Genomic DNA, 20,269 nt, shown 5'->3' with positions numbered 1-20,269 from the left:
TGGCTGTCAGTTGGAAATTAAATTAACCTCTGCATCACATTTGTATAGTCGATATGAAGGCCGTCGCCATGTTTGATCTGGAACTGCTGCAAACCCTGGTCTGTGTCGTGGACGAAGGCAGCTTCACGCGCGCCGCCGAGCGGGTGCATCGCACCCAGTCCACGGTCAGCCAGCAGATTCGCAAGTTGGAAGAAAATGTTGGTCAGGTGTTGCTGGTGCGTGACCGTTCCGGTCAGCAAGTCAGCCCCACCGAGCACGGCGAATTGCTGACCCATTACGCCCGCCGCCTGTTGAACCTGTCCCTCGAAGCGCGGGATGCGTTGAATACCGAAGCCAACGTGGTGCCCGTCAGGTTAGGCGTGCCGGAGGACTTCGACGCGACGCGCATGGCCTCGATCCTTTCCGGATTTGTTCGTGCACGCCCGGAAGCGCGACTGGAAACGGTCAGTGGCATGAGTACCGACCTGCGCCGGCAACTGGAGACCGGCGAAATCGACATTGCCTTGGTCAAGCGCGAAGTCGGCAGCGGCGAGTGCCATGCCAGTTGGCCGGAGCCGTTGGTGTGGGTGTGTGGTGCTGGGCAGGATCTGCGCGCTGAAACGCTGCCACTGGCGTTGTTTCCCCAGGGTTGCATCTACCGCCAACGCGCCATTCGAACGCTGGACAAGGCGCGGCGCAGTTGGCGCGTGGCCTTTGGCAGCCACAGCCTCACCGGGATACAGGCGGCGGTAACGTCTGGCCTGGGGATCAGTATCTTGCCGAAAAACGCTGTGCTGCCCAGCCACCGTATCTGCACGGAACTGCCGCCCGTACCACCTTCGGAACTGGCATTGGTCAGTGGCGCAGAACGATTGAGTACTACCCACCGGGGGTTGATCGAGTGTCTGCGCGCAGAGCTTTCATCACCTGTGATCTAGTCTCGCCAGATATCCGAAACAAAATGTTGTGGTTGTGATTGGAACAATTTCATACACCGAAGTAACACAGAGGTGACAGCACCAATGAAGAGATCCTGCGGTGCCAGGTAATTCTTTCGTCAACCAAAATGTGACTTTGCTGACTTATGACCACTGCACTTGCTAACGCGTCCAACCGAGTCAACCCTGCTCCGACTGTGGCACCTGGTACCGTACAAACCCGTCATAGCGCTCACGCCCCCAATAGCGCAAGGGAAAAACTCAGAGCTGATATGGTTAAGGAGTTGAACAGTGGGAGAATGTCACCTGACGTCCATAGCATGGTTGAAGGGGTGTTGTTTCCGGGGCAGAAAGGACTGCCAAACGTTCAGGTGAAGACTTTGGCTGTCGCCAAAGAAGGGCTCTTGATCGAGCGTATACCGCATGATTCTTCTGGTGTGAACATCGTGCTTTATTTACCGGAAAATCAGGGACACCCATTCCATTTGTTTAACGATACGCGGGAAATGAACAGTGGGTTGAAAACACTGGCCCGTGATCCCGAGCGATTTGGCGTCAATGATAAAAATGCAATGGCCGGCCGCGATGCCGATACTGACGTTAGTCGTGAGCCTGTCGACAACCGGTATCAACTAACGGCGCCCAGGAAAAAACGCGAAACCAGTGAAACTGTTTCCGGCAAGGTAAATGAAAGTCCTGCCAACGCCCCTTCAACAGGCGGGGGCGTCGACGAAGCCGCTCAAACACTATTGGATTTAGCTGAACAGATGGACAAGGAATACCCCACCCCTCAAAAGGTGGTGGCCGAACGCGTTCGCAAAGAGATTAAAGACTTCACGACAATAAATGGCCCGCAAGTGTTGGACATTGATCCTGATCGCGTTTTTATCCAGCACTTCAGCGAAGAAGACCCTGAATATGAAAAACTTGGATTCAAACCGAAGGGTTACGTGATCGGCGATCACAAACCCACCAGTCAACCTAAGTCGTTGACACAAGCAATTGCCGATAATGACCCTTGGTCGGATGACCGTGTGAGTGGCGGACAAACTGTCATCTTCACGGCAGACCCCGCCAATCCCAAATATGATCCTGCCAACAAACTCGAACTCGATCCCGGCCTTTTGCCAGCCATTGCACGTAATCGTGATATGGCAAAATTGTACGGAAAGGCACAACAGGAGTTTTGGCAAAAAAACATGGGAAACATGCAGGCTTTGCATGAAAAAAACTATGCGCTGCGTGCAGGCATTGAAGCGGCGGAGGGGACCCTATCGAAAGAGGGGCTAGCCATGGTGGTTGAAGCCGCTGACTTCAACACGCCTGGGCAGGCAGACAGCAAACACGTGGCCCGTTCACTCTTGCAAATCGGTGATTATCGCTCGTCGGATATTGTGGTGCTCAAGCATAAGGACACAGGGCGTGTGGTGGTGTACATGCCTGCCGACGGACAGTCCTTTTTCGAGTTCAAAGACGATGTCGCGATGCGTAAATGGGTATTTGAAGTCGCAAAAAGTGAAGAGGGGCGCAATGCACTGGAAAAACATTTCACTAAATATTATTTGCGTGACGGCCCTTTCAAGGACGGTGTAAGTACCCTCCTGAAGAAAATGGTCGCTGACGAGAAAAAATACTTTCCTACCGTCGTGATGTATGGGCAAGCGAGCGCACGTATCGAGGGCAATCTGTTTGAGAACTTGACCAAGCTACAGGCCTGGGATGCTATCTCGGATGGGGATGAAGTCATCAAGTCAAACCGCAAACTGCTCTTGGAAAAAATTGCCAAGCTGGCAGGGGCGGTGGGCACTATTTTTCCGCCTGCCGTATTTTTGACGGCACCGACGCAAATCGTTATTGCCGCCTGGCAGGCAAACAATGGCCACACCGCGGCAGAGCGTGGAGGAGCAGTGGCAAACATGGGCTACGCCGCAGGTGACCTGGCGCTCTCGCTCCTTCCCACAACGTGGATAACCAAGTTGCTCAAACCCGTGGTAAAGCAAGGTAGCCGGCTGGTCAAAGGATTTGCCAAGCGACGCGGCAGCTATTCACTGGCAAGCAGTCCTCCGAGCACAGAAGTGCCCAAAGGAACTGCTGGCTCCTATAAAACGTTTTCAGGTGCCCGCGACCCCATCCCCGAAAAACCGCCCGCACGGCCAAATAACAACGGCAGACGAAAACCTTTAGATGAGCCCGAAAGCAAAGCGCGAGACAAAACTGAAAATGTGCCAAGCGACAAGGTATCAACCCATGAAAACAAGGCGTCCGTCACGCCTGCGGAGATCACTGCTGCGAATGGCACCCCTATAGCGATCAAGAAAACCATGCAAGATTTGCGAAAAATTGATGACGGTGTATTTGTATTTACGGACTACACGAAAGGCGGGCAAAGAAGGCTGAATATACTCGCGCATGGAAAAAAACTAGGCACGCACGGCGCCGATACGAAAAATGCTGCAATCACGCTGCATCAGAAGTTGGTAGAGAACGGTATTGATCTTGAAAGCTATGATAGGTTTCGAGTGCTTGCGTGCTCTTCGGGCAGCAAGGGAGTGGATTCTTTCATTACGCACTTCCACGGCATTGTCAAAAAACCCGTCAAAGGCTATGACGGCGTAGTCACGACCAGTATGACGCCTGAAGTGATTCAGAGAGAGTTCGACAAGGCGCGGAATATATATACCGATCCATCGAAGGCAAACCAAGGCGTTGTCGAGAACTTTGCGCAGAATAAAAAGTTCACGCAGCAAAAAGAAACATCCTTCAACCCCTTTAATGGGAATTTCAAATACTGGTTATTCCGCTATAAACCGATCACCGTAGGTGGATGAAATATTGCCAAGGTGCTCGCTGGCCAGCACGTCCTGGGCACCTTGGGCATACTTACAGACGCTCCAAACGCTCCAGCAACAAGCGCTCCATTGGCTCCATTGGCAGCGGCCGGCTGAACAGGTAGCCCTGGATCTGATCAAAGCCGGCTCCCTTAAGGGACGCTAGTTGCGCCTGGGTTTCAACGCCTTCGGCCACTTCCCGCAGGCTGAGGCTGTGGGCCAGTTCGACAATGGTACGGGTGATCGCCGCGTCCTGGGGGTTGCTGGTCACTTCGCGTATAAACGCGATGTCAATCTTAAGCGTGTCGATGGGAAACCGCCGCAGGTACGCCAGGCTCGAATAGCCGGTACCGAAGTCATCGATGGAGATCTTCACCCCCTGGCGTACAGGCGCTGCAGGCTGGCGGTGGTGTGCTGGGTGTTTTCCATCAACGAGCCTTCGGTCAGCTCCACTTCAAGCCAGTTGGGCTCGACCCCCGTGCGTGCAAGGGTGCACGCCATATCGGCAATCAGGTCGCCTTCGATCAATTGATGGCCGGAGAGGTTGACCGCCACCTCCACCGTGCCAATCGCATCGCGTTGCCACTCTGCGATACGTTAGCAGTCCTGCTCGATCACCCGACGGCCCACGGGGACGATCAAGCCGATATCATCAAACTGAACGAGGTGAAACGTTTAATCAGTCGATAAACGGCATACGCAAGCGCTTGCGTAAGGAAATGTAACTGGCATAGAGTCGGCAGCACTCGACAACAAAAATAAAAAAACCAGGAGCTCATTCATGAGCCTTGAACCCTTGCTTGAAATGCAGGGCATCAGCAAAACCTTCAACGGTGTGCGGGTGCTCAAGTCAGTCGGCCTGAAGGTCTACCCCGGCGAAATCCACGCCTTGATGGGGGAGAACGGTGCCGGCAAATCCACGCTGATGAAAATCCTTTCCGGCGCCTACCAGGCTGACCCCGGTGGTCAGATCTGCATCGACGGCCAGCCCGTCGCCACCTTCGACCCCGCCAGCGCCAAGACCCACGGCATCGCCGTCATCTACCAGGAACTGAGCCTGTGCCCCAACCTCAGCGTGGCCGAGAACATCTACCTGGGCCGTGAACTGCGCCGTGGCTGGACCATCGATCGCAAAGGCATGCAGGCCGGTTGTGTGGACGTGCTGCAACGCCTGGGCGCCGAATTCAAACCGTCGACGCCGGTCAGCAGCCTGTCGATCGCCGAGCGCCAACTGGTGGAAATCGCCCGCGCGTTGCACGGCCACGCCAGGATCCTGGTGATGGACGAACCCACCACGCCGCTGTCCTCCCGCGAAACCGACCGCCTGTTTGCGCTGATCAAGCAACTGCGCAGCCAGGGCCTGGCGATCATCTATATCAGCCATCGCATGGCCGAAATCTACGAGTTGTCCGACCGCGTTTCGGTGCTGCGTGACGGCCAGTACATTGGCGAGTTGACCCGCGACGCGCTATCGGCCGAAGTGCTGGTGAAAATGATGGTGGGGCGTGACCTGTCCGGCTTCTACAAGAAGGAACACGCCACCTACAACCCCGGAGACGTGGTGATGCGCGTGCGCGACATGGCCGACGGCAAGCGCGTGCGCCACTGCAGTTTTGACCTGCACGCCGGTGAAGTGCTGGGCATCGCCGGTTTGGTCGGGGCAGGGCGCACGGAACTGGCGCGCTTGATCTTCGCCGCCGACCCGCGCACCAGCGGCACCCTGGAAGTGGTGGGCAAGACGGTCACTCAATTGCGCACCCCGGCCGACGCCATCCGCGCCGGCGTGGTGTACCTCACCGAAGACCGCAAGGCCCAGGGCCTGTTCCTGGACATGAGCGTGGCCGACAACATCAACGTCTGCGCCTGTGTGCCGGATGCCCATGCCGGTGGCGTGCTCGACCGCAAGCACGCGTCGCAGCGCTCCAAGGATGCGATCCAGTCACTGTCGATTCGCGTGGCCTCGGGCAAGGTCAACGTCGGCGCCTTGTCGGGCGGCAACCAGCAAAAGGTGCTGTTGGCGCGCCTGCTGGAGGTCAAGCCTCATGTGTTGATCCTCGACGAGCCCACCCGTGGCGTGGACATCGGTTCCAAATCCGAGATCTACCGCATCATCAATCAACTGGCGCTGGCCGGCGTGGGCATCGTGGTGATCTCCAGCGAACTGCCGGAAATCATCGGCACCTGCGACCGGGTGCTGGTGATGCGTGAAGGCCAGCTGGTGGCCGAAGTCGGCGGGGCATCGGGCCACGCCATTTCCCAGGAACGCATTATTGACCTCGCCACCGGTGGCGATCAGGTGGTTGCCCATGGCTGAGTTGAACAGTGCTCCAACAGGTAAGGCAGAACGCGCACGTGAACTGATGCGCACAGTGGGCATGTTGCCGGTGCTGGTCCTGTTGCTGGTGGGGTTCGCCCTGGCCAGCGAGAACTTCATGACCGTGCAGAACCTGTCGATCATCACCCAGCAGGCCTCGGTCAATGTGGTGCTGGCGGCGGGCATGACCTTTGTGATCCTCACGGCGGGGATCGACCTGTCCGTGGGGGCGATCCTGGCGGCCTCTGCCGTGGTGGCGTTGCAGGTGTCGCTGTCGCCGCAGTTCGGCATGTTCGGGATTGCGGCCGGTATCGGCTTCGGCTTGTTGCTGGGCCTGGTCAATGGCGGGCTGATCGCGTTCATGCGCCTGCCGCCTTTTATTGTCACCCTGGGTGCACTGACTGCCATGCGCGGCCTGGCTCGCCTGCTGGCCGATGACAAGACCGTGTTCAACCCCGACCTGCCGTTTGCCTTTATCGGCAACGACTCGATCCTTGGCGTGCCGTGGCTGGTGGTCATTGCCGTGGCGGTGGTGGTGCTGTCGTGGTTCATTCTGCGCCGCACCGTGATGGGCGTGCAGATCTACTCAGTGGGCGGTAACCCGGAAGCGGCGCGCCTGTCGGGGATCAAGGTGTGGAAAGTGCTGCTGTTCGTCTACGCCATGTCCGGCGCCCTGGCCGGGCTGGGCGCGGTGATGAGCGCCTCGCGCCTGTTCGCCGCCAATGGCCTGCAACTGGGCCAGTCCTATGAGCTGGATGCAATTGCCGCGGTCATCCTCGGCGGCACCAGTTTTACCGGTGGCGTCGGCACCATCGGCGGCACGCTGATCGGCGCCCTGATCATCGCGGTGCTCACCAACGGCCTGGTGCTGCTGGGGGTGTCGGACATCTGGCAGTACATCATCAAGGGCATCGTGATCATTGGCGCGGTGGCGCTGGATCGGTATCGCCAGTCCGGTGCGCGGACCTGAATTGACTCCCCTAACAATCACAAGAGAGACCGGTATGAACCTCAAACGCATCTTTCCCGTTGTCGCCTTGGCTGCCCTGATGTCCCAGGCGGTAGAAGCCCGTGAACTCAAAGCCCTGGGCATCAGCATGGGCTCGCTGGGCAATCCGTATTTCGTGACCCTGGCCGACGGCGCCACCGCGCGGGCCAAGGAGCTGAACCCCAACGTCAAGGTCACGTCGGTGTCGGCTGACTATGACTTGAGCAAGCAGTTTTCGCAGATCGACAACTTCATTTCGTCCAAGGTTGACCTGATCCTGCTCAACGCGGTGGACCCGTCCGCCATGGCGTCGGCGATCAAGAAGGCGCGCGACGCGGGGATTGTGGTGGTGGCGGTGGACGTGGATGCCAAGGGCGTGAACGCCACGGTGCAGACCGACAACGTCGAAGCCGGCAAGCTGGCCTGCCAGTTCCTGGTGGACAAGCTCTCGGGCAAGGGCAACGTGATTATCCAGAACGGCCCGCAAGTGACCGCCGTGACCGACCGCGTGAAGGGTTGCAAAGCCGCCCTGGCCAGTGCGCCAGAGATCAAGGTGCTGTCCGATGACCAGGACGGCAAGGGCTCCCGCGAGGGCGGCCTGAACGTGATGCAGGGTTACCTTACGCGCTTCCCGAAAATCGACGGTCTGTTCGCGATCAACGACCCGCAAGCCATCGGCAGCGACCTGGCGGCCAAACAGCTTAAGCGCAGCGGCATCATCATCACGTCGGTGGACGGCGCCCCGGACATCGAAAACGCGCTGAAGACCGAGTCGCAGATCCAGGCTTCTGCCAGCCAGGACCCCTGGGCCATGGCCCAGACTGCCGTGAACGTGGGCAATGACATTCTCAATGACAAGGCCCCGGCCGAAGCGGTTACCCTGCTCACGCCAAAACTGATCACCCGTGACAACGTCGGTTCGTACAGCGGCTGGTCGAGTAAACATTGATCCACTAAAAAAGGGGTAGCAGCGTCGTGGTCACCATGGATGACGTGGCAAGCAGGGCAGGGGTGTCGACGTCGACGGTGTCCCATGTGCTGAACGGCACCCGCAAAGTCAGCCCGGCCACCGTGCAGGCGGTGCAGCGTGCGATCGAGGAACTGGGTTACATCCCCAACACCCTGGCGCGCTCGCTGGCTCGGTCGAGCACCAGCACGATTGGCGTGGCGATCTCGGCGCTGTCCAACCACTACTTCAGCGAAACCGTGCACGCGATCGAAACCGAGTGTGCGCGGCACGGCTACATGATGCTGTTTGTCGACCCCCACGACGACCCGGAGCAGGAATTGCGGGTGGTCACGGCGCTGCACCATCGGCGGGTCGATGGGATCTTGCTGGCACCGTCTACGGGTTCTTTGGCTTTGGAGTACTTGCAGGCCAACGAGGTGCCGACCGTGCTGGTGGATCGCATGATGAGTGAGCGGTTTGACCAGATCGGCGTGGAGAACACCCAGTCCACCCAGGCGCTGGTCAGCCATTTGATTGAACACGGCCACCGACGCATCGGCTTCATTGCCGGACGTGCGGGGCTGGGCACCACCGATGAACGCGTGGCCGGCTACCGCCAGGCCTTGCACGCCGCCGGTCTGGCGTTTGATCCGCAGTTGCTGGTCAACGGCGGTTCCAGCAGCGAGCCGGCGCGGGCCGCCACCGCACACTTGCTGGCCCTGGAGACGCCGCCCACGGCGATCATGGCCGGCAACAACCTGATGACCCTCGGCGCCATGCATGCCTTGCGCGATGCACGCATCGAGGTACCGGCGCAAATGGCCCTGGTGGGCTTCGACGATTTTGACTGGGCGGATTTCTTCGTGCCGCGCCTGACGCTGATTGCCCAGCCAGTGCAGGACCTGGGCACCCGCGCGGTGCATCTGCTGCTGCAACGCATGGCCTCACCCGACGCGCCCACCCACAGCGTGCGGCTGGCACCGAGCCTGCAAATCAGACATTCATGTGGCTGTACTGGATTGGAATGACACGCGTATGAGCACACCCGTTTCCCTCGGCATCGACCTTGGCACCTCGGAACTCAAGGCCATCCTGATGGACCTTGATGGCGCTGTATTGGCCCATGCCGGCGTGCGCCTGAGCGTGTCGCGACGCCACAGCGGCTGGTCCGAACAAGCGCCAGAGGATTGGTGGCAGGCCTGCCTGCAGGCCTTGGAGCAACTGCGTGCCCATGCAGCGTTTGCCCAAGTGGCGTGCATCGGCCTGTCGGGGCAGATGCATGGCGCGGTGCTGTTGGGGGATGACAACCGAGTGTTGTACCCGGCGATTTTGTGGGACGACTCACGCGCTGTGGCCGAAGCCGAGCAGCTGGGCCCGGGCTTTGCCGGCGTCACCGGCAGCCTGCCCATGGCCGGGCTGACGGCGCCGAAACTGCTGTGGCTGCAACGGCACGAACCTGAGGTATTCGCGGCCATTGACTGCGTACTTTCGCCTAAGGATTACCTGCGTTTGCGCCTGACGGGCGAGCGTATCAGCGAGATGTCCGACGCCGCGGGAACGCTGTGGCTGGACGTGGCGAACCGCCAATGGTTCACCCCCATGGTACGCGCGACGGGCCTGGCCCCTGCGCAGATGCCACGGTTGGTCGAAGGCGGCGCAGCGAGTGCCCAGCTGACGGCATCCGAACTGGGTCTGTCGTCGCAGGTGGTGATCGCAGGCGGTGGCGGCGACAACCCGGTGGCCGCCGTCGGTATTGGCGCGATCAATGCCGGCGATGGTTTCATCACCCTGGGCACCAGCGCGGCGATTGTCGCGATCACTGATCATGCGGCCGGCAACCCGGCCAGTGCCGTGCACAGTTTTTGCCATGCGTTGCCAGACCGTTGGTACACCATGGGCGCGATGCTGGCGGGTGCCAGTTGCTTGCGCTGGGTCACGCGGCTGACTGGCACGGCGGATGAGCAGACGTTACTGGATCAGGTGCAGGTGCAGTTGCCGATAGGGCACCCTGTGCCGTTGTCGACCCCGCTGTTTTTGCCCTACCTGGCGGGCGAGCGCACCCCGCACAACGACCCTTTGCTGCGTGGCGGCTTTATGAACCTGGGCCATGACTGCACGCCCGCGATGCTGGGTTATGCGGTGATGGAGGGGGTGGGCTTTGGTTTGCTTGATGCGTTGCGTGCGGTGCAATCGGCGGGCGCTGACGTCGGCGCGTGTGCCCTGGTGGGCGGCGGTGCACGCAGCGAGTATTGGGCACAGTTGCTGGCCAATATCCTGCGGCGGGAAATCTTCACCCTGCACGGCAGTGAGCTGAGCGCGTGCATCGGTGCGGCGAAGCTGGGGTTCCTGGCCGTCGGGCAGGGTGCGAACCTGCTGCAGGCGGGGATGCCGGTGAAGGCGCGGTATATGCCGGATGCTGCGCAGTACGAGGTGTTGTCGGCCCGCTACCACCAGTTCCAAGGCTTGCTATCGGCCGCCAGATCCCTGCACGAATAAACCACACAGATAAAACTGTAGGAGCCGGCAAGCCGGCGCCTACAGGTGTGTGGTGGGTTTAGCGCGCCAGTTCACGCAATACAGTCAGCAGCGGTGTGCTGCCCTTGATCACATGCTCATGCTCGAAACAGATCCAGCCTTCGTTGAAACCGTCCACCATGCGCATGCGTGGCAATGGGTTCTGCGCGCCTTGTGAACGCAACAACGCTTCCCAGGTATCACGCTCAACCACCTCGGCGCGTACGTCACGCTCGAGTATCTGCGCCAATGCCTGGGCAATATCGTTGGGGCTCACCCATTGCCCTTCCAATTCCACCACCCGCTGCCCGGACCAGTCCTGTTGCAGCAGTTGCGCCGCCAATACGCCGATGTCCGCCGTGGCAATCATCGGTATGGCCTTGTCCAAGGGGTGCAGGAAACTGTGGATCACCCCGGTTTCGCGCGCTGTGATCACGTCGTAAGCCGCGTTTTCCATGAACCAGCCCGGACGCAAGAAGGTCACCGGCAGATCGAGGGCGCCGAGGGCTTGCTCCATCAGGGTGCGCTGGGTCAGCAGATTGACCTGCTCGGCCTGGGCGCCAATGGTGGACAGGCACAACACCTTCTTCGGTGCTGCCGCCTGCAATGCCTGGCTCACGGCGGCGATCACCGCACGGGCCTCGGGGAAACCGGGCAATGGGTCAAACCCCGGTGGCGGCAGGATAAACACGCCGGTGGCACCTTTGAACGCAACGGTCAGCGCCTGGGCGTCTTCCATCTGGGCGAATGCCACTTCACAGCCCAGATCCGCCCAATACGCCGCCTTGGCCTCATCGCGAATCACCGCACGAACCGGTTGGCCCGCCTTGAGCAGATTGCGCGCCAGGGCGCCGCCGACTTTGCCTGTAATACCGGTAATCACGTACATGAGCTTTACACCTGTGGTTCCAATGAGTGGAGCCCAGCATAAAGACCGTCGACTGTTGACAGAATAGCGATCAAGTCACTGCGCAAGTGACTCAAAATCATCAATGCGCCAGCGGTGGCAAACGTCGTTTCACCGGGGTCTTCTTGACGATGGCGGTGTTGGTTTCGGCGTAGTGGTTGAGGCGGTCAAGCAGGGTGTCCAGTTGCTCCATGGTGCGCACGTGCAGGCGCGCGATGAAGCAGTCGTCGCCGGTGACCTTGTCGCACTCGGTGAACTCGGGAATTGCCTGGATCTGGCGTTCGACTTCTTGCAATTGGCCGGGCAGGGGGCGAATACGCACGATGGCCTGCAGCAGGTAACCAAAATGCTTGGGGTCGATGTCGACCGTGTAGTGGGTCAGTACGCCGCGCTCTTCAAGGCGGCGCAGGCGTTCGCCGACACTGGGCGAAGACAGCCCGGTAATGCCGGCCAGGGCCTTGAGGGACAATCGCGAGTCGTCCATCAGGGCGGCGATCAGTTGCTGGTCGATGGTGTCAAGCATGGTGTCCGCCTAATAAGAAAAGGTGATTCTAAGGTTTTGCCTTTTTTAGTCGCTGGAGCTGCTGCCGAGCAGATTGCCATAATTGAGCCTCACTTGAGGAGCTTCCATCGTGGACACATCTATCCGTCGCGGTTCGTGGGAAATGATCGCCGCCATGCTGATCTCCGGCACCATTGGTTGGTTTGTGCTGGTGTCCGGCGTGTCGGTGATCGAAGTGGTGTTCTGGCGTTGTGTGATCGGCGGGCTGACGCTGCTGCTGGTGTGCGCCGTGCTCGGTTACCTGCGCCTGGACCTGCTCAGTTGGGCCAAGGTCGGGCTGGCGGTGCTCAGTGGCGTGGCGATTGTCGGCAATTGGTTACTGCTGTTTGAATCCTATTCCCACGCGTCCATCGCCATCAGCACGGCGGTGTACAACGTGCAGCCGTTCATGTTGGTGCTGCTGGCGGCGGTGTTTCTCGGTGAAAAAATCACCGTGTTGAAGCTGGCATGGTTGAGCGTGGCGTTCCTCGGCATGCTGGCGATTGTCACCGCCCATGGCGGGCAGCAGAGTGGCGGGGATTATCTGGTGGGGATCGCACTGGCGTTGGGGGCGGCGTTTTTGTATGCGGTCGCGGCATTGATCATCAAGCGCCTGAAGGCGGTGCCGCCGCATTTGATGGCACTGATCCAGGTGGCAACCGGCGCCGTGTTGCTGGCCCCCTTAGTGCCCTGGAACAGCCTGCCGACTGCGCCCAATGCCTGGGCGGCGTTGGTCACCCTGGGAATGGTGCACACCGGCTTGATGTATGTGTTGCTCTACGGCGCGATCCAGAAACTGCCGACGGCGTTGACTGGCGCGCTGTCATTCATCTACCCGATTGCGGCGATTTTTGTCGACTGGTTTGCCTTCGGGCACCGCCTGGGCTGGCTGCAATGGCTGGGCGTGGTGGCGATCTTATTGGCGGCGGCTGGGCTGCAGCGGGGCTGGGGTAGCCTCGCCATCCTTCGTAGACGCACACCTGCGTAACGGTATGTCCGCTAGCGTGTAGGATATTAAGAATAATTATGAGTTCATTGGAACAAACTCCCACGTAAGCACCACCCAAGAGATGGCAAGCATCGCAGTAGAAATACTGCATTGCTTTGAAATAGATCCGCCAACAGAGGGTGGAGCTTTCGCTGGATAGCGATTGCCTTATAAATAAAAGTGTCAACCGAAGTAAGCATTACGCGCGCCACACAGAGTAGTAAATAAGTTATCGGTACATCGGAATGGGCAATGCTGAGTTGTGCTGAATAGAACAACAGGGCGATCAATGATGTGAATGCCTGGCATGTAAAAGATGAGTTGACCCTTAACGCTTTAACAACGGCGCCTTGAAAAGGTTGCGTCGGCAAACCCTGGTAATCGCTAATCATGATCAATGACTCAATTGGTAATTTCGGACATTCAACTCCTTTGTTTGACTCGACAGCTTCCTGGCGTTCGGCGCCAGACCAGATCAAACCGGCGGGGGCTGCCGGACTTGCCGACGTCTCAAACACCATCAAGGACAACGTTCGTGAGTACATGGTGAACGGCTTGAATACTGGCAACTTGCGGCCTGAGGTCCAACAACTGCTCGATGCGGTATTATTTCCCGGCAAACAAGGTTTACCAAAGGTTGAAGTGAGCCGTTTGAAGGCAGAGGGCAATGTGGCCAAGGACGCTATCGTTATACAGCGCGTGCCTTCTGAGTCAAAGAAGCCCAATGTGGTGCTGTTAATCCCCCATCAACTTGCGCCGTCCTTTCAAACGTTCAATAGCGTTGCCGAGATGAACACTTGGCTGAAAAAGCTGGCTGACGATCCGGCGCAACTCAATTGGCCGACGCCGGACGCTTCCGACGGCGCCTCACGCAGTAGGCGCAAACGTGAAACCCACGAGCAGCAACACCCCGCCACGGTGGTGGAAATAGCCAATACGCCAGCGAAGGTCGTTGATATTACGCCGCCTCGAATAGAGCCTGGCAAGCCGAATGCCGCAGCGCCGGGTGAAAAAATTGAACAGTCGGCTCAAACCATTGTTGATCTGGCCGATCAGATGGAAGAGCAATATCCTACCCCTGAAAAGGTAGTGGCTGAGCAGGTGCGCAAAGACATCAAGGAATTCACAAAACAAAATGGCCCATCAGAGATTGATATTGACCCCGACAAGGTGTTTATTCAGCACTTCAGTGAAGATGATCCTGACTATAAGAAACACGGATTCCATCCCAAAGGTTATGTGATCGGTGACCACAAACCGACGAGCGCGCCCAAGTCGTTAACACAGGCAGTCGCGGACAACGATCCTTGGCTGGATGATCGTGTCAGCGGAGGGCAAACCGTTATCTTTTCGGGGGATCCGAACAATCCGAAGTACAGCCCTGATAAAAAAATCGATATAGATCCTGCTTTACTGCCCTCAATTGCACGTAATCGAGATATCGCAAAACTGTACGGAGCGGCGCAGCAAAAGTTCTGGAAGGAAAACATGGGGACTATGCAGGCGTTACACGAAAAAAATTATATGTTCCGTGCCGGGCTCGACGCAGCGAACGGTAAGCTGTCGAAAGAAGGTTTGGCGATGGTGGTTGAAGCGGCAGAGTTCGATACCCCCGGAAAGTCCGACTCGGAGCATGTAGAGCGCTCGATGTTGGAAATCAATAATTATCGAGCCACTGACATTGTCGTGCTGAAGCACAAGCAAACCCGTCGGATCGTGGTGTATATGCCCGGCGATGGGCAATCGTTCTTTGAATTCAAGGACGAGGCCGCGATGCGTCAGTGGATCCATGACGTGGCAAAGAGTGAGGAGGGGCGTGCAGAGTTGGAGCGGCACTTTACCGATTACCATCTTCGCGATGGGCCTATCAAAAAAGGCGTCAGCAGCACATTAAAGAATATCGGTGAAAACACTAAGAACTATCTTCCCGGCGTAGTGGGCTATGGTCGACCTGACAGCCGTATCGAAGGAAATATGTTCGAAAACCTGACCAAACTCCAGGCATGGGATGCGGTATCGGACGGTGACGAAAGGATCAAGTCGAACCGTAAGATTCTTATATCTCGTGTATCCCACATAGCGGGGGCGGTGGGGGTGATTATCCCGCCTGCGGTGTTTTTGACGGCGCCCACTCAGATCGTGATTGGTGCATGGCAGGCCAACAATGGACACACTGAGGCAGAGCGCAAGGCAGGTCTTGTTGATGCCGGTTTTGCCGTAGGTGACGCTGCGCTGTCGGTCTTACCAACAAAATGGGTGGGGAAACTGCTAAAGCCTGTGGTTAAAAGAGGCTCAAGATTAATCAAGGGACTCGGCAACACTAAGGGCCGTTATTCACTTGGGCGCCGCGCACCAAAAGCGAATGAGCGGCAGGGTGTTGAAGGCACCTACACGCCTAAACCAAATGGCAAGGAACCCATCACGGTAACCGCTCCGGTACCTAAAGAGAAACCCATTGCCTATCCCGGTATGACAGGGAAGGTGCCGGTCGAAGAAATAACTGCCCAGAAGGGAAAATTGATCAAATTGGGCGGTACCATGGACAGCCTCACAACAGTCGACGATGGTCTCTTTACCTTTGTGGACCTCAATAAGAAAGAATCGAAAGTACGACTGAATATCCTGGCGCATGGAGAAGATCCAGGCGGTTTGTCATTGCGCACTAACACCAAAACGCCTGCCAGGATTGTCTACAACGGCAAGCCGCACACGCCACAAGAATTGCTGGATGCATTAAGGGCCAAAGGGATCAACCCGAGCGATTACGACAACGTGCGGTTACTGATGTGTTACTCCGGCAATGGCGAAAATGCATCCTTTGCTGCTGAGTTCAGTAGGCTTATTGGCAAGCCTGTCAAAGGCTATGAGGGTACCCTGTCTGCCTATATGAGCCCCGAGAAGATCAACGGACTAAAAGGCGTGGCGAAGCACCACATTGCAGAAGCCCTGGGCGGTGAGGTTGAGCTGCTCCCCGTAGAGCGTCGAGCGGTGGACCACGTCAGTACGCAACTTGTGACGGGTAAGTTAGCCAGCGAAAAGTTTAGAGCTGCAAAGAAAAATCCACATTACAACCCGATCAAGGCGTGGACGTTCACTTATCGGCCCGTGACCTTCACTCCGGCGCGTTGAGAAATAAGTAAGACGAATCAACAGAGTGCTGTAGTGAGCGGGCTTGCCCCGCGCGGCGGCGTGTCAGGCGCCTCTTGTGCGTCTGACACACCGCGGCGCGGGGCAAGCCCGCTCACTACAGTTAGTGGGTGCCTTGAAAGATGATGTTTTCGGGGTTGAAATGCTCTACCGAGCTGCCCGGTTGTGGCAGGCCGAGGATGTGGCCCTTGATCTTGCCGACCACGTGCATTTCGCAGGGCTTGCAGTCGAACTTGAGGGTCAGCACTTCATCACCGTGAATCAACTGCATCGGCGCGACCTTGGTCTTCACCCCGGTCACGCCCTTGGCCTGTTTAGGGCACAGGTTGAACGAGAACCGCAGGCAATGCTTGGTGATCATCACCGGCACTTCGCCCGTTTCTTCGTGGGCTTCAAAGGCCGCGTCGATCAGCTTCACGCCATGACGGTGGTAGAAGTCACGCGCTTTCTGGTTGTAGACGTTGGCCAGGAACGACAAATGCGCTTCCGGGTACACCGGTGGCGGTGTGGTCTCGGCTTTGCGCCCGCCACGGGGGTGAGCGGCCACGCGGGCAGCTGTCAGCGCTTCGATCACTTCGCGGCGCAAGGCCTTGAGCTGCGAGTTGGGAATGAAGAATGCCTGCGGTGCATCCAGCTGGATGTTCGTGGCGTGGTATTCGGTAGTGCCCAACTGGCCGAGCAAGTCACGCAGTGTGTCCAGCGCCTGTTCCGGTTTGTTGGCCACGCCAAACGGGCCGGGCAGGGTGACGCTGGCGCTGATGCCTTCTTCGCTGGTGGCGGTCACTTCCAGCTGTTCTTCACGCAGACGAGCAGCCCAAGTCAGCCCGATGCGGCGTTCGGATGAGGTCTTGAGCAGCGCCTGTTGCCAGTTGTGGTCCAGGTTGCGGTTCAGCGGGTGGTTCGGGCGCAACTGGTGCAGGCCAGCCGGCATTTCGTTCGGCTCGACGCGGTAGCGATAGCGCTTCTCACCGTCTTCCTCGAACTCACCTTTAGGCTCGGCGATGTTGGCGCGGAACCCCACCACTTCGCGCTTGATCAGCACGTTGAGGCCATCGCCATTGGACAGCGGCTCATGGGTGACCACTTGCAGGTCACGCTTGCCGGCTTTTTCCACCATACCTACCGGCAAGCCGGTGAAGGTCGGGGTGTCGAAGGCGCCGATGTCGACCTTGCGGTCGGTGACGAAATAGTCGGTGCTGCCACGGTGGAAGGTTTTTTCCGGGTCGGGCAGGAAGAAGTGCGCGGTACGGCCGCTGGACGCGCGGGCCAGGTCCGGGCGGTCTTCGAGCACGTCATCGAGGCGCTGGCGGTAGTAGGCGGTGATGTTCTTCACATAGCCCATGTCCTTGTAGCGGCCTTCGATCTTGAACGAGCGCACACCGGCTTCCACCAGGGCGCGAATGTTGGCGCTCTGGTTGTTGTCTTTCATCGACAACAGGTGTTTTTCGAAGGCCACGACACGGCCCTGGTCATCTTTCAAGGTGTATGGCAGGCGGCAAGCCTGGGAGCAGTCGCCACGGTTGGCGCTGCGGCCATTCTGCGCGTGGGAGATGTTGCACTGCCCGGAGAACGCCACACACAGCGCGCCGTGGATGAAGAACTCGATGGCGGCATCGGTCTCGTCGGCGATGGCGCGGATTTCCTGCAGGTTCAGCTCACGGGCCAAGACCAGTTGGGAAAAACCGGCCTGGTCGAGGAACTTGGCGCGGCCCAGGGTGCGGATGTCCGTCTGGGTGCTGGCGTGCAGCTCGATGGGCGGAATATCCAGCTCCATCACGCCCATGTCCTGCACGATCAAGGCGTCAACGCCGGCGTCGTAAAGCTGATGGATCAGCTTGCGCGCCGGTTCCAGTTCGTTGTCATGCAAGATGGTGTTGATGGTGGTGAACACGCGCGCGTGGTAACGGCGGGCGAACTCGACCAGCCCGGCGATATCGCTGACGTCGTTGCAGGCGTTATGGCGCGCGCCGAAACTTGGGCCGCCGATGTAGATGGCGTCGGCGCCATGCAGGATAGCCTCCCGCGCGATGGCGACATCGCGAGCAGGGCTGAGCAATTCAAGGTGATGCTTGGGCAAGGACATAGTTTTTTTAGTCAGGCTTGTCACGGTTGAGGCGCGCATTGTAGCCGTGAAATGCCTGGGCAGCATCTACCGCAGGGCTGTCGGACCTCAGCAAGGTGGGTCAGGCGCTATCTGTACTGGCTGTGCCGCCGCCCTCGCAGGCAAGCCAGCTCCCACAGTTGAGCGTATTTCAACGGGTGAACGCGGCCCCCTGTGGGAGCTGTCGAGCTTTAGCGAGGTTGCGAAGGCGGTGGGGCAGGCTGCACGTGTATTGGCTGTGCCGCCGCCATCGCTGGCAAGCCAGCCCCCACAGTGGATTGGCGTCAGGCCTTGGCCGCCATCGCGGTGACTTCCACGCGCATGCCTTGTACCGCCAAGGCGGCGACGCCTACAGCGGCGCGAACCGGCCATGGTTTGGCGAAAAAGCGCTTGTAGACTTCGTTGAACGCGGCGCGATCGGCCATGTCGGTGAGGTAGATGGTCAGGTGCATCACCCGGTCCATGGAGCTGCCGGCTTTTTCCAGGGCGACTTTCAGGGCTTGCAGGGTGCATTCGCTTTGCAGGGTGATATCGCCCAGTTCCAGGCTGCCATCGGCGCGGGTTGGCACCTGGGTGGAGACCAGGATGCCGTTGAAACCGATCACGTCGGAAGAAATCGAGTCGGCATCAGGATCGGGCGTGAAGGACAGGTCGTGGTTGGCCATGGGGTTCTCTTGGCAGGAAAAAGGGCCGTCAGTTTAACCCCTTGGCTCAGCGCAGGTCACTGCGCAGCTCGCGCACGCCGCGGCCCAGACGCTGGCGCAACAGGGTGCGCAAGGTGGAGCCGTCGGCATAACCGACCTCACTGGCAATGGCCTCGATGTCCATGTCGCCGCCGTGCAACAGCGATTGTGCACGTTCCACACGCAGGTCCTGGAAGTACGACAGCGGTGACTTGCCCAGCACGTCTTCGCAGCGCCGTTGCAGCGTGCGGCGACTGGTGGCCAGGGCCGAGGCGGCTTCCTGTAGCGAGAAACCCTGCTTGAGGCGCTCCCGTGACCAGCGCTCGAAGCGCAGGATCAATGGATCAGCTTGGGCCAGGTGGTTGGGAATAATGTACGGCGCCTGCAAGGTGCGAATATCCGCCAGCAGGTAGCGCGACACCACATTCGACAATTCCGGGCTGGCCTGGCGGATCAGCCACAGCGCCAGGTCCAGGTGGCCCATGGCGGCGCCTGCGGTGACGCCCACATCGGTCTGCACCAGCATGCGTGATTCATCCAGTTTCACGTGGGGATAGCGCTGGCGAAACAGTGGGGCCAGCCACCAGGTGGTGGTGGCCTGGCGATGGTCCAGCAGACCGGTTTCGGCGAAGAAAAACGTGCCCACACATGACGCGGCGATCTGCGCGCCCTGGGCATGCCATTTCAACAGCTGCGCCTTGGCGTCTCCCACATCCGCTCGCGCCAGAGCAGGCACCAGCAGCTCAGGGCTGGCGGTGGCCGGCGCGGGCAGGACGACCCAGTCGGGTTTCTGCTGTTCATTGATCGGTTGGGTCGGAATGAGCAGGCCGTGGCGGGTGCGGACCTTCTTGCGGACCCCGACCAGGGACACCTCGAACACCGGCCCGGTGGGCGAAAGCGTGTTGGCTAGCGAGAAGGCATCTAGGAACACCGAGAGCCCGGTGTCGAACAAGCCTTCCAAGGCAAGGATGGATAAGCGCATGGCGTAAATGGTCTCAAAGTTGGCATTTAGGACGATACTGCATCGCTCTCACGACTGCCATATTGGCGACTCCAAACCTCACCGGAGCAACACTATGAAAGTCATGGCCATCGTCTCGATCCCCCAGCCACTGAGCCCCGAGCAGCAGGCGCGGATCATGCCCAAGGAAGTCCCCGCCACCCTGCAGTTGTACCTGGACGGCAAGATCGAGCAATTCTGGTTTCGGCATGACGTGCTGGGCGTGATCTTCCTGCTGGAAGTGCAGAGCATCGAAGAGGCCAAAACCCTGGTAGAAGGCTTGCCCCTGGGCGATGAGGGCCTGAGCCAGTGCGAGTTCATCCCCGTCGGCCCGCTGGCGCCGCTCGGCTTGCTGTTGCAAGGCCGCTGACCGGCAGGCGCCGTCGGTAGTC

General features: G+C 59.0%; 15 protein-coding genes and 1 pseudogene. 10 read left to right on the top strand and 6 right to left on the bottom strand.

From position 1 onward, the window contains the following. Positions 1–68: 68 nt before the first annotated feature. Positions 69–917: a LysR family transcriptional regulator gene (locus ACVWVP_RS12470; protein WP_457406190.1), complete on the top strand. Its 849-nt coding sequence runs from the start codon at positions 69–71 to the stop codon at positions 915–917. Positions 918–1,063: 146 nt separating this feature from the next. After that, complete coding sequence (locus tag ACVWVP_RS12465; protein ID WP_457406188.1) at positions 1,064–3,745, top strand: dermonecrotic toxin domain-containing protein; 2,682 nt, start codon at positions 1,064–1,066, stop codon at positions 3,743–3,745. A gap of 52 nt (positions 3,746–3,797) precedes the next feature. Here the strand turns inward: ACVWVP_RS12465 and ACVWVP_RS12460 are convergent. After that, a pseudogene (locus ACVWVP_RS12460) lies at positions 3,798–4,399 on the bottom strand (EAL domain-containing protein); the annotation flags it as partial. A gap of 127 nt (positions 4,400–4,526) precedes the next feature. Between ACVWVP_RS12460 and ACVWVP_RS12455 the strand changes: the two are divergent. Genes ACVWVP_RS12455 through xylB form a run of 5 tightly spaced genes read left to right on the top strand, consistent with a single transcriptional unit; the run spans position 4,527 to position 10,492 of the window. After that, complete coding sequence (locus ACVWVP_RS12455) at positions 4,527–6,059, top strand: sugar ABC transporter ATP-binding protein (protein WP_457406186.1); 1,533 nt, start codon at positions 4,527–4,529, stop codon at positions 6,057–6,059. Further along, a complete protein-coding gene (locus ACVWVP_RS12450) occupies positions 6,052–7,029 on the top strand; it encodes an ABC transporter permease subunit (RefSeq protein WP_457406185.1) in 978 nt (325 codons plus the stop codon). Before ACVWVP_RS12455 ends, ACVWVP_RS12450 begins: the two co-directional genes overlap by 8 nt. Positions 7,030–7,063: 34 nt before the next feature. Continuing rightward, positions 7,064–7,996 carry an ABC transporter substrate-binding protein gene (locus tag ACVWVP_RS12445; protein ID WP_259171362.1) on the top strand — a complete coding sequence of 311 codons (933 nt, stop codon included), beginning with the start codon at positions 7,064–7,066 and terminating at the stop codon, positions 7,994–7,996. Between the two features lie 26 nt (positions 7,997–8,022). Further along, positions 8,023–9,024, top strand: a complete 1,002-nt coding sequence (locus tag ACVWVP_RS12440; RefSeq protein WP_178921199.1) for a LacI family DNA-binding transcriptional regulator — start codon at positions 8,023–8,025, stop codon at positions 9,022–9,024. Positions 9,025–9,031: 7 nt separating this feature from the next. After that, positions 9,032–10,492 (top strand): xylulokinase, encoded by a 1,461-nt coding sequence (gene xylB / locus ACVWVP_RS12435; protein ID WP_457406182.1) that lies wholly within the window; start codon positions 9,032–9,034, stop codon positions 10,490–10,492. A gap of 58 nt (positions 10,493–10,550) precedes the next feature. Here xylB and ACVWVP_RS12430 read toward each other — a convergent pair whose 3' ends face one another. Then, a complete protein-coding gene (locus ACVWVP_RS12430; protein WP_457406179.1) occupies positions 10,551–11,399 on the bottom strand; it encodes an NmrA family NAD(P)-binding protein in 849 nt (282 codons plus the stop codon). A gap of 100 nt (positions 11,400–11,499) precedes the next feature. Next, positions 11,500–11,940: an Lrp/AsnC family transcriptional regulator gene (locus ACVWVP_RS12425; RefSeq protein WP_176996152.1), complete on the bottom strand. Its 441-nt coding sequence runs from the start codon at positions 11,938–11,940 to the stop codon at positions 11,500–11,502. 109 nt (positions 11,941–12,049) lie between these two features. Here ACVWVP_RS12425 and ACVWVP_RS12420 point away from each other — a divergent pair, with 109 nt between their 5' ends. Then, positions 12,050–12,946, top strand: a complete 897-nt coding sequence (locus tag ACVWVP_RS12420; RefSeq protein ID WP_178921193.1) for a DMT family transporter — start codon at positions 12,050–12,052, stop codon at positions 12,944–12,946. 390 nt (positions 12,947–13,336) lie between these two features. Beyond that, positions 13,337–16,075, top strand: a complete 2,739-nt coding sequence (locus ACVWVP_RS12415) for a dermonecrotic toxin domain-containing protein (RefSeq protein WP_457406175.1) — start codon at positions 13,337–13,339, stop codon at positions 16,073–16,075. A gap of 121 nt (positions 16,076–16,196) precedes the next feature. Here ACVWVP_RS12415 and ACVWVP_RS12410 read toward each other — a convergent pair whose 3' ends face one another. From ACVWVP_RS12410 to ACVWVP_RS12400, 3 genes are all read right to left on the bottom strand, one after another. Then, positions 16,197–18,176 (bottom strand): peptidase U32 family protein, encoded by a 1,980-nt coding sequence (locus tag ACVWVP_RS12410; protein WP_259171368.1) that lies wholly within the window; start codon positions 18,174–18,176, stop codon positions 16,197–16,199. A 302-nt stretch (positions 18,177–18,478) separates the two neighbouring features. After that, positions 18,479–18,859, bottom strand: coding sequence for a RidA family protein (locus tag ACVWVP_RS12405; protein WP_178921187.1), 381 nt, complete (start codon positions 18,857–18,859; stop codon positions 18,479–18,481). Between the two features lie 46 nt (positions 18,860–18,905). Further along, positions 18,906–19,859, bottom strand: coding sequence for a GlxA family transcriptional regulator (locus ACVWVP_RS12400; RefSeq protein ID WP_457406172.1), 954 nt, complete (start codon positions 19,857–19,859; stop codon positions 18,906–18,908). 94 nt (positions 19,860–19,953) lie between these two features. Here ACVWVP_RS12400 and ACVWVP_RS12395 point away from each other — a divergent pair, with 94 nt between their 5' ends. Next, positions 19,954–20,247: a hypothetical protein gene (locus ACVWVP_RS12395; RefSeq protein ID WP_178921183.1), complete on the top strand. Its 294-nt coding sequence runs from the start codon at positions 19,954–19,956 to the stop codon at positions 20,245–20,247. Positions 20,248–20,269 lie beyond the last annotated feature (22 nt).

Source organism: Pseudomonas sp. TE24901 (assembly GCF_054058375.1).
Note: the sequence above shows the minus strand (reverse complement) of the source record. Positions and strands in the feature narration are given on the sequence as shown.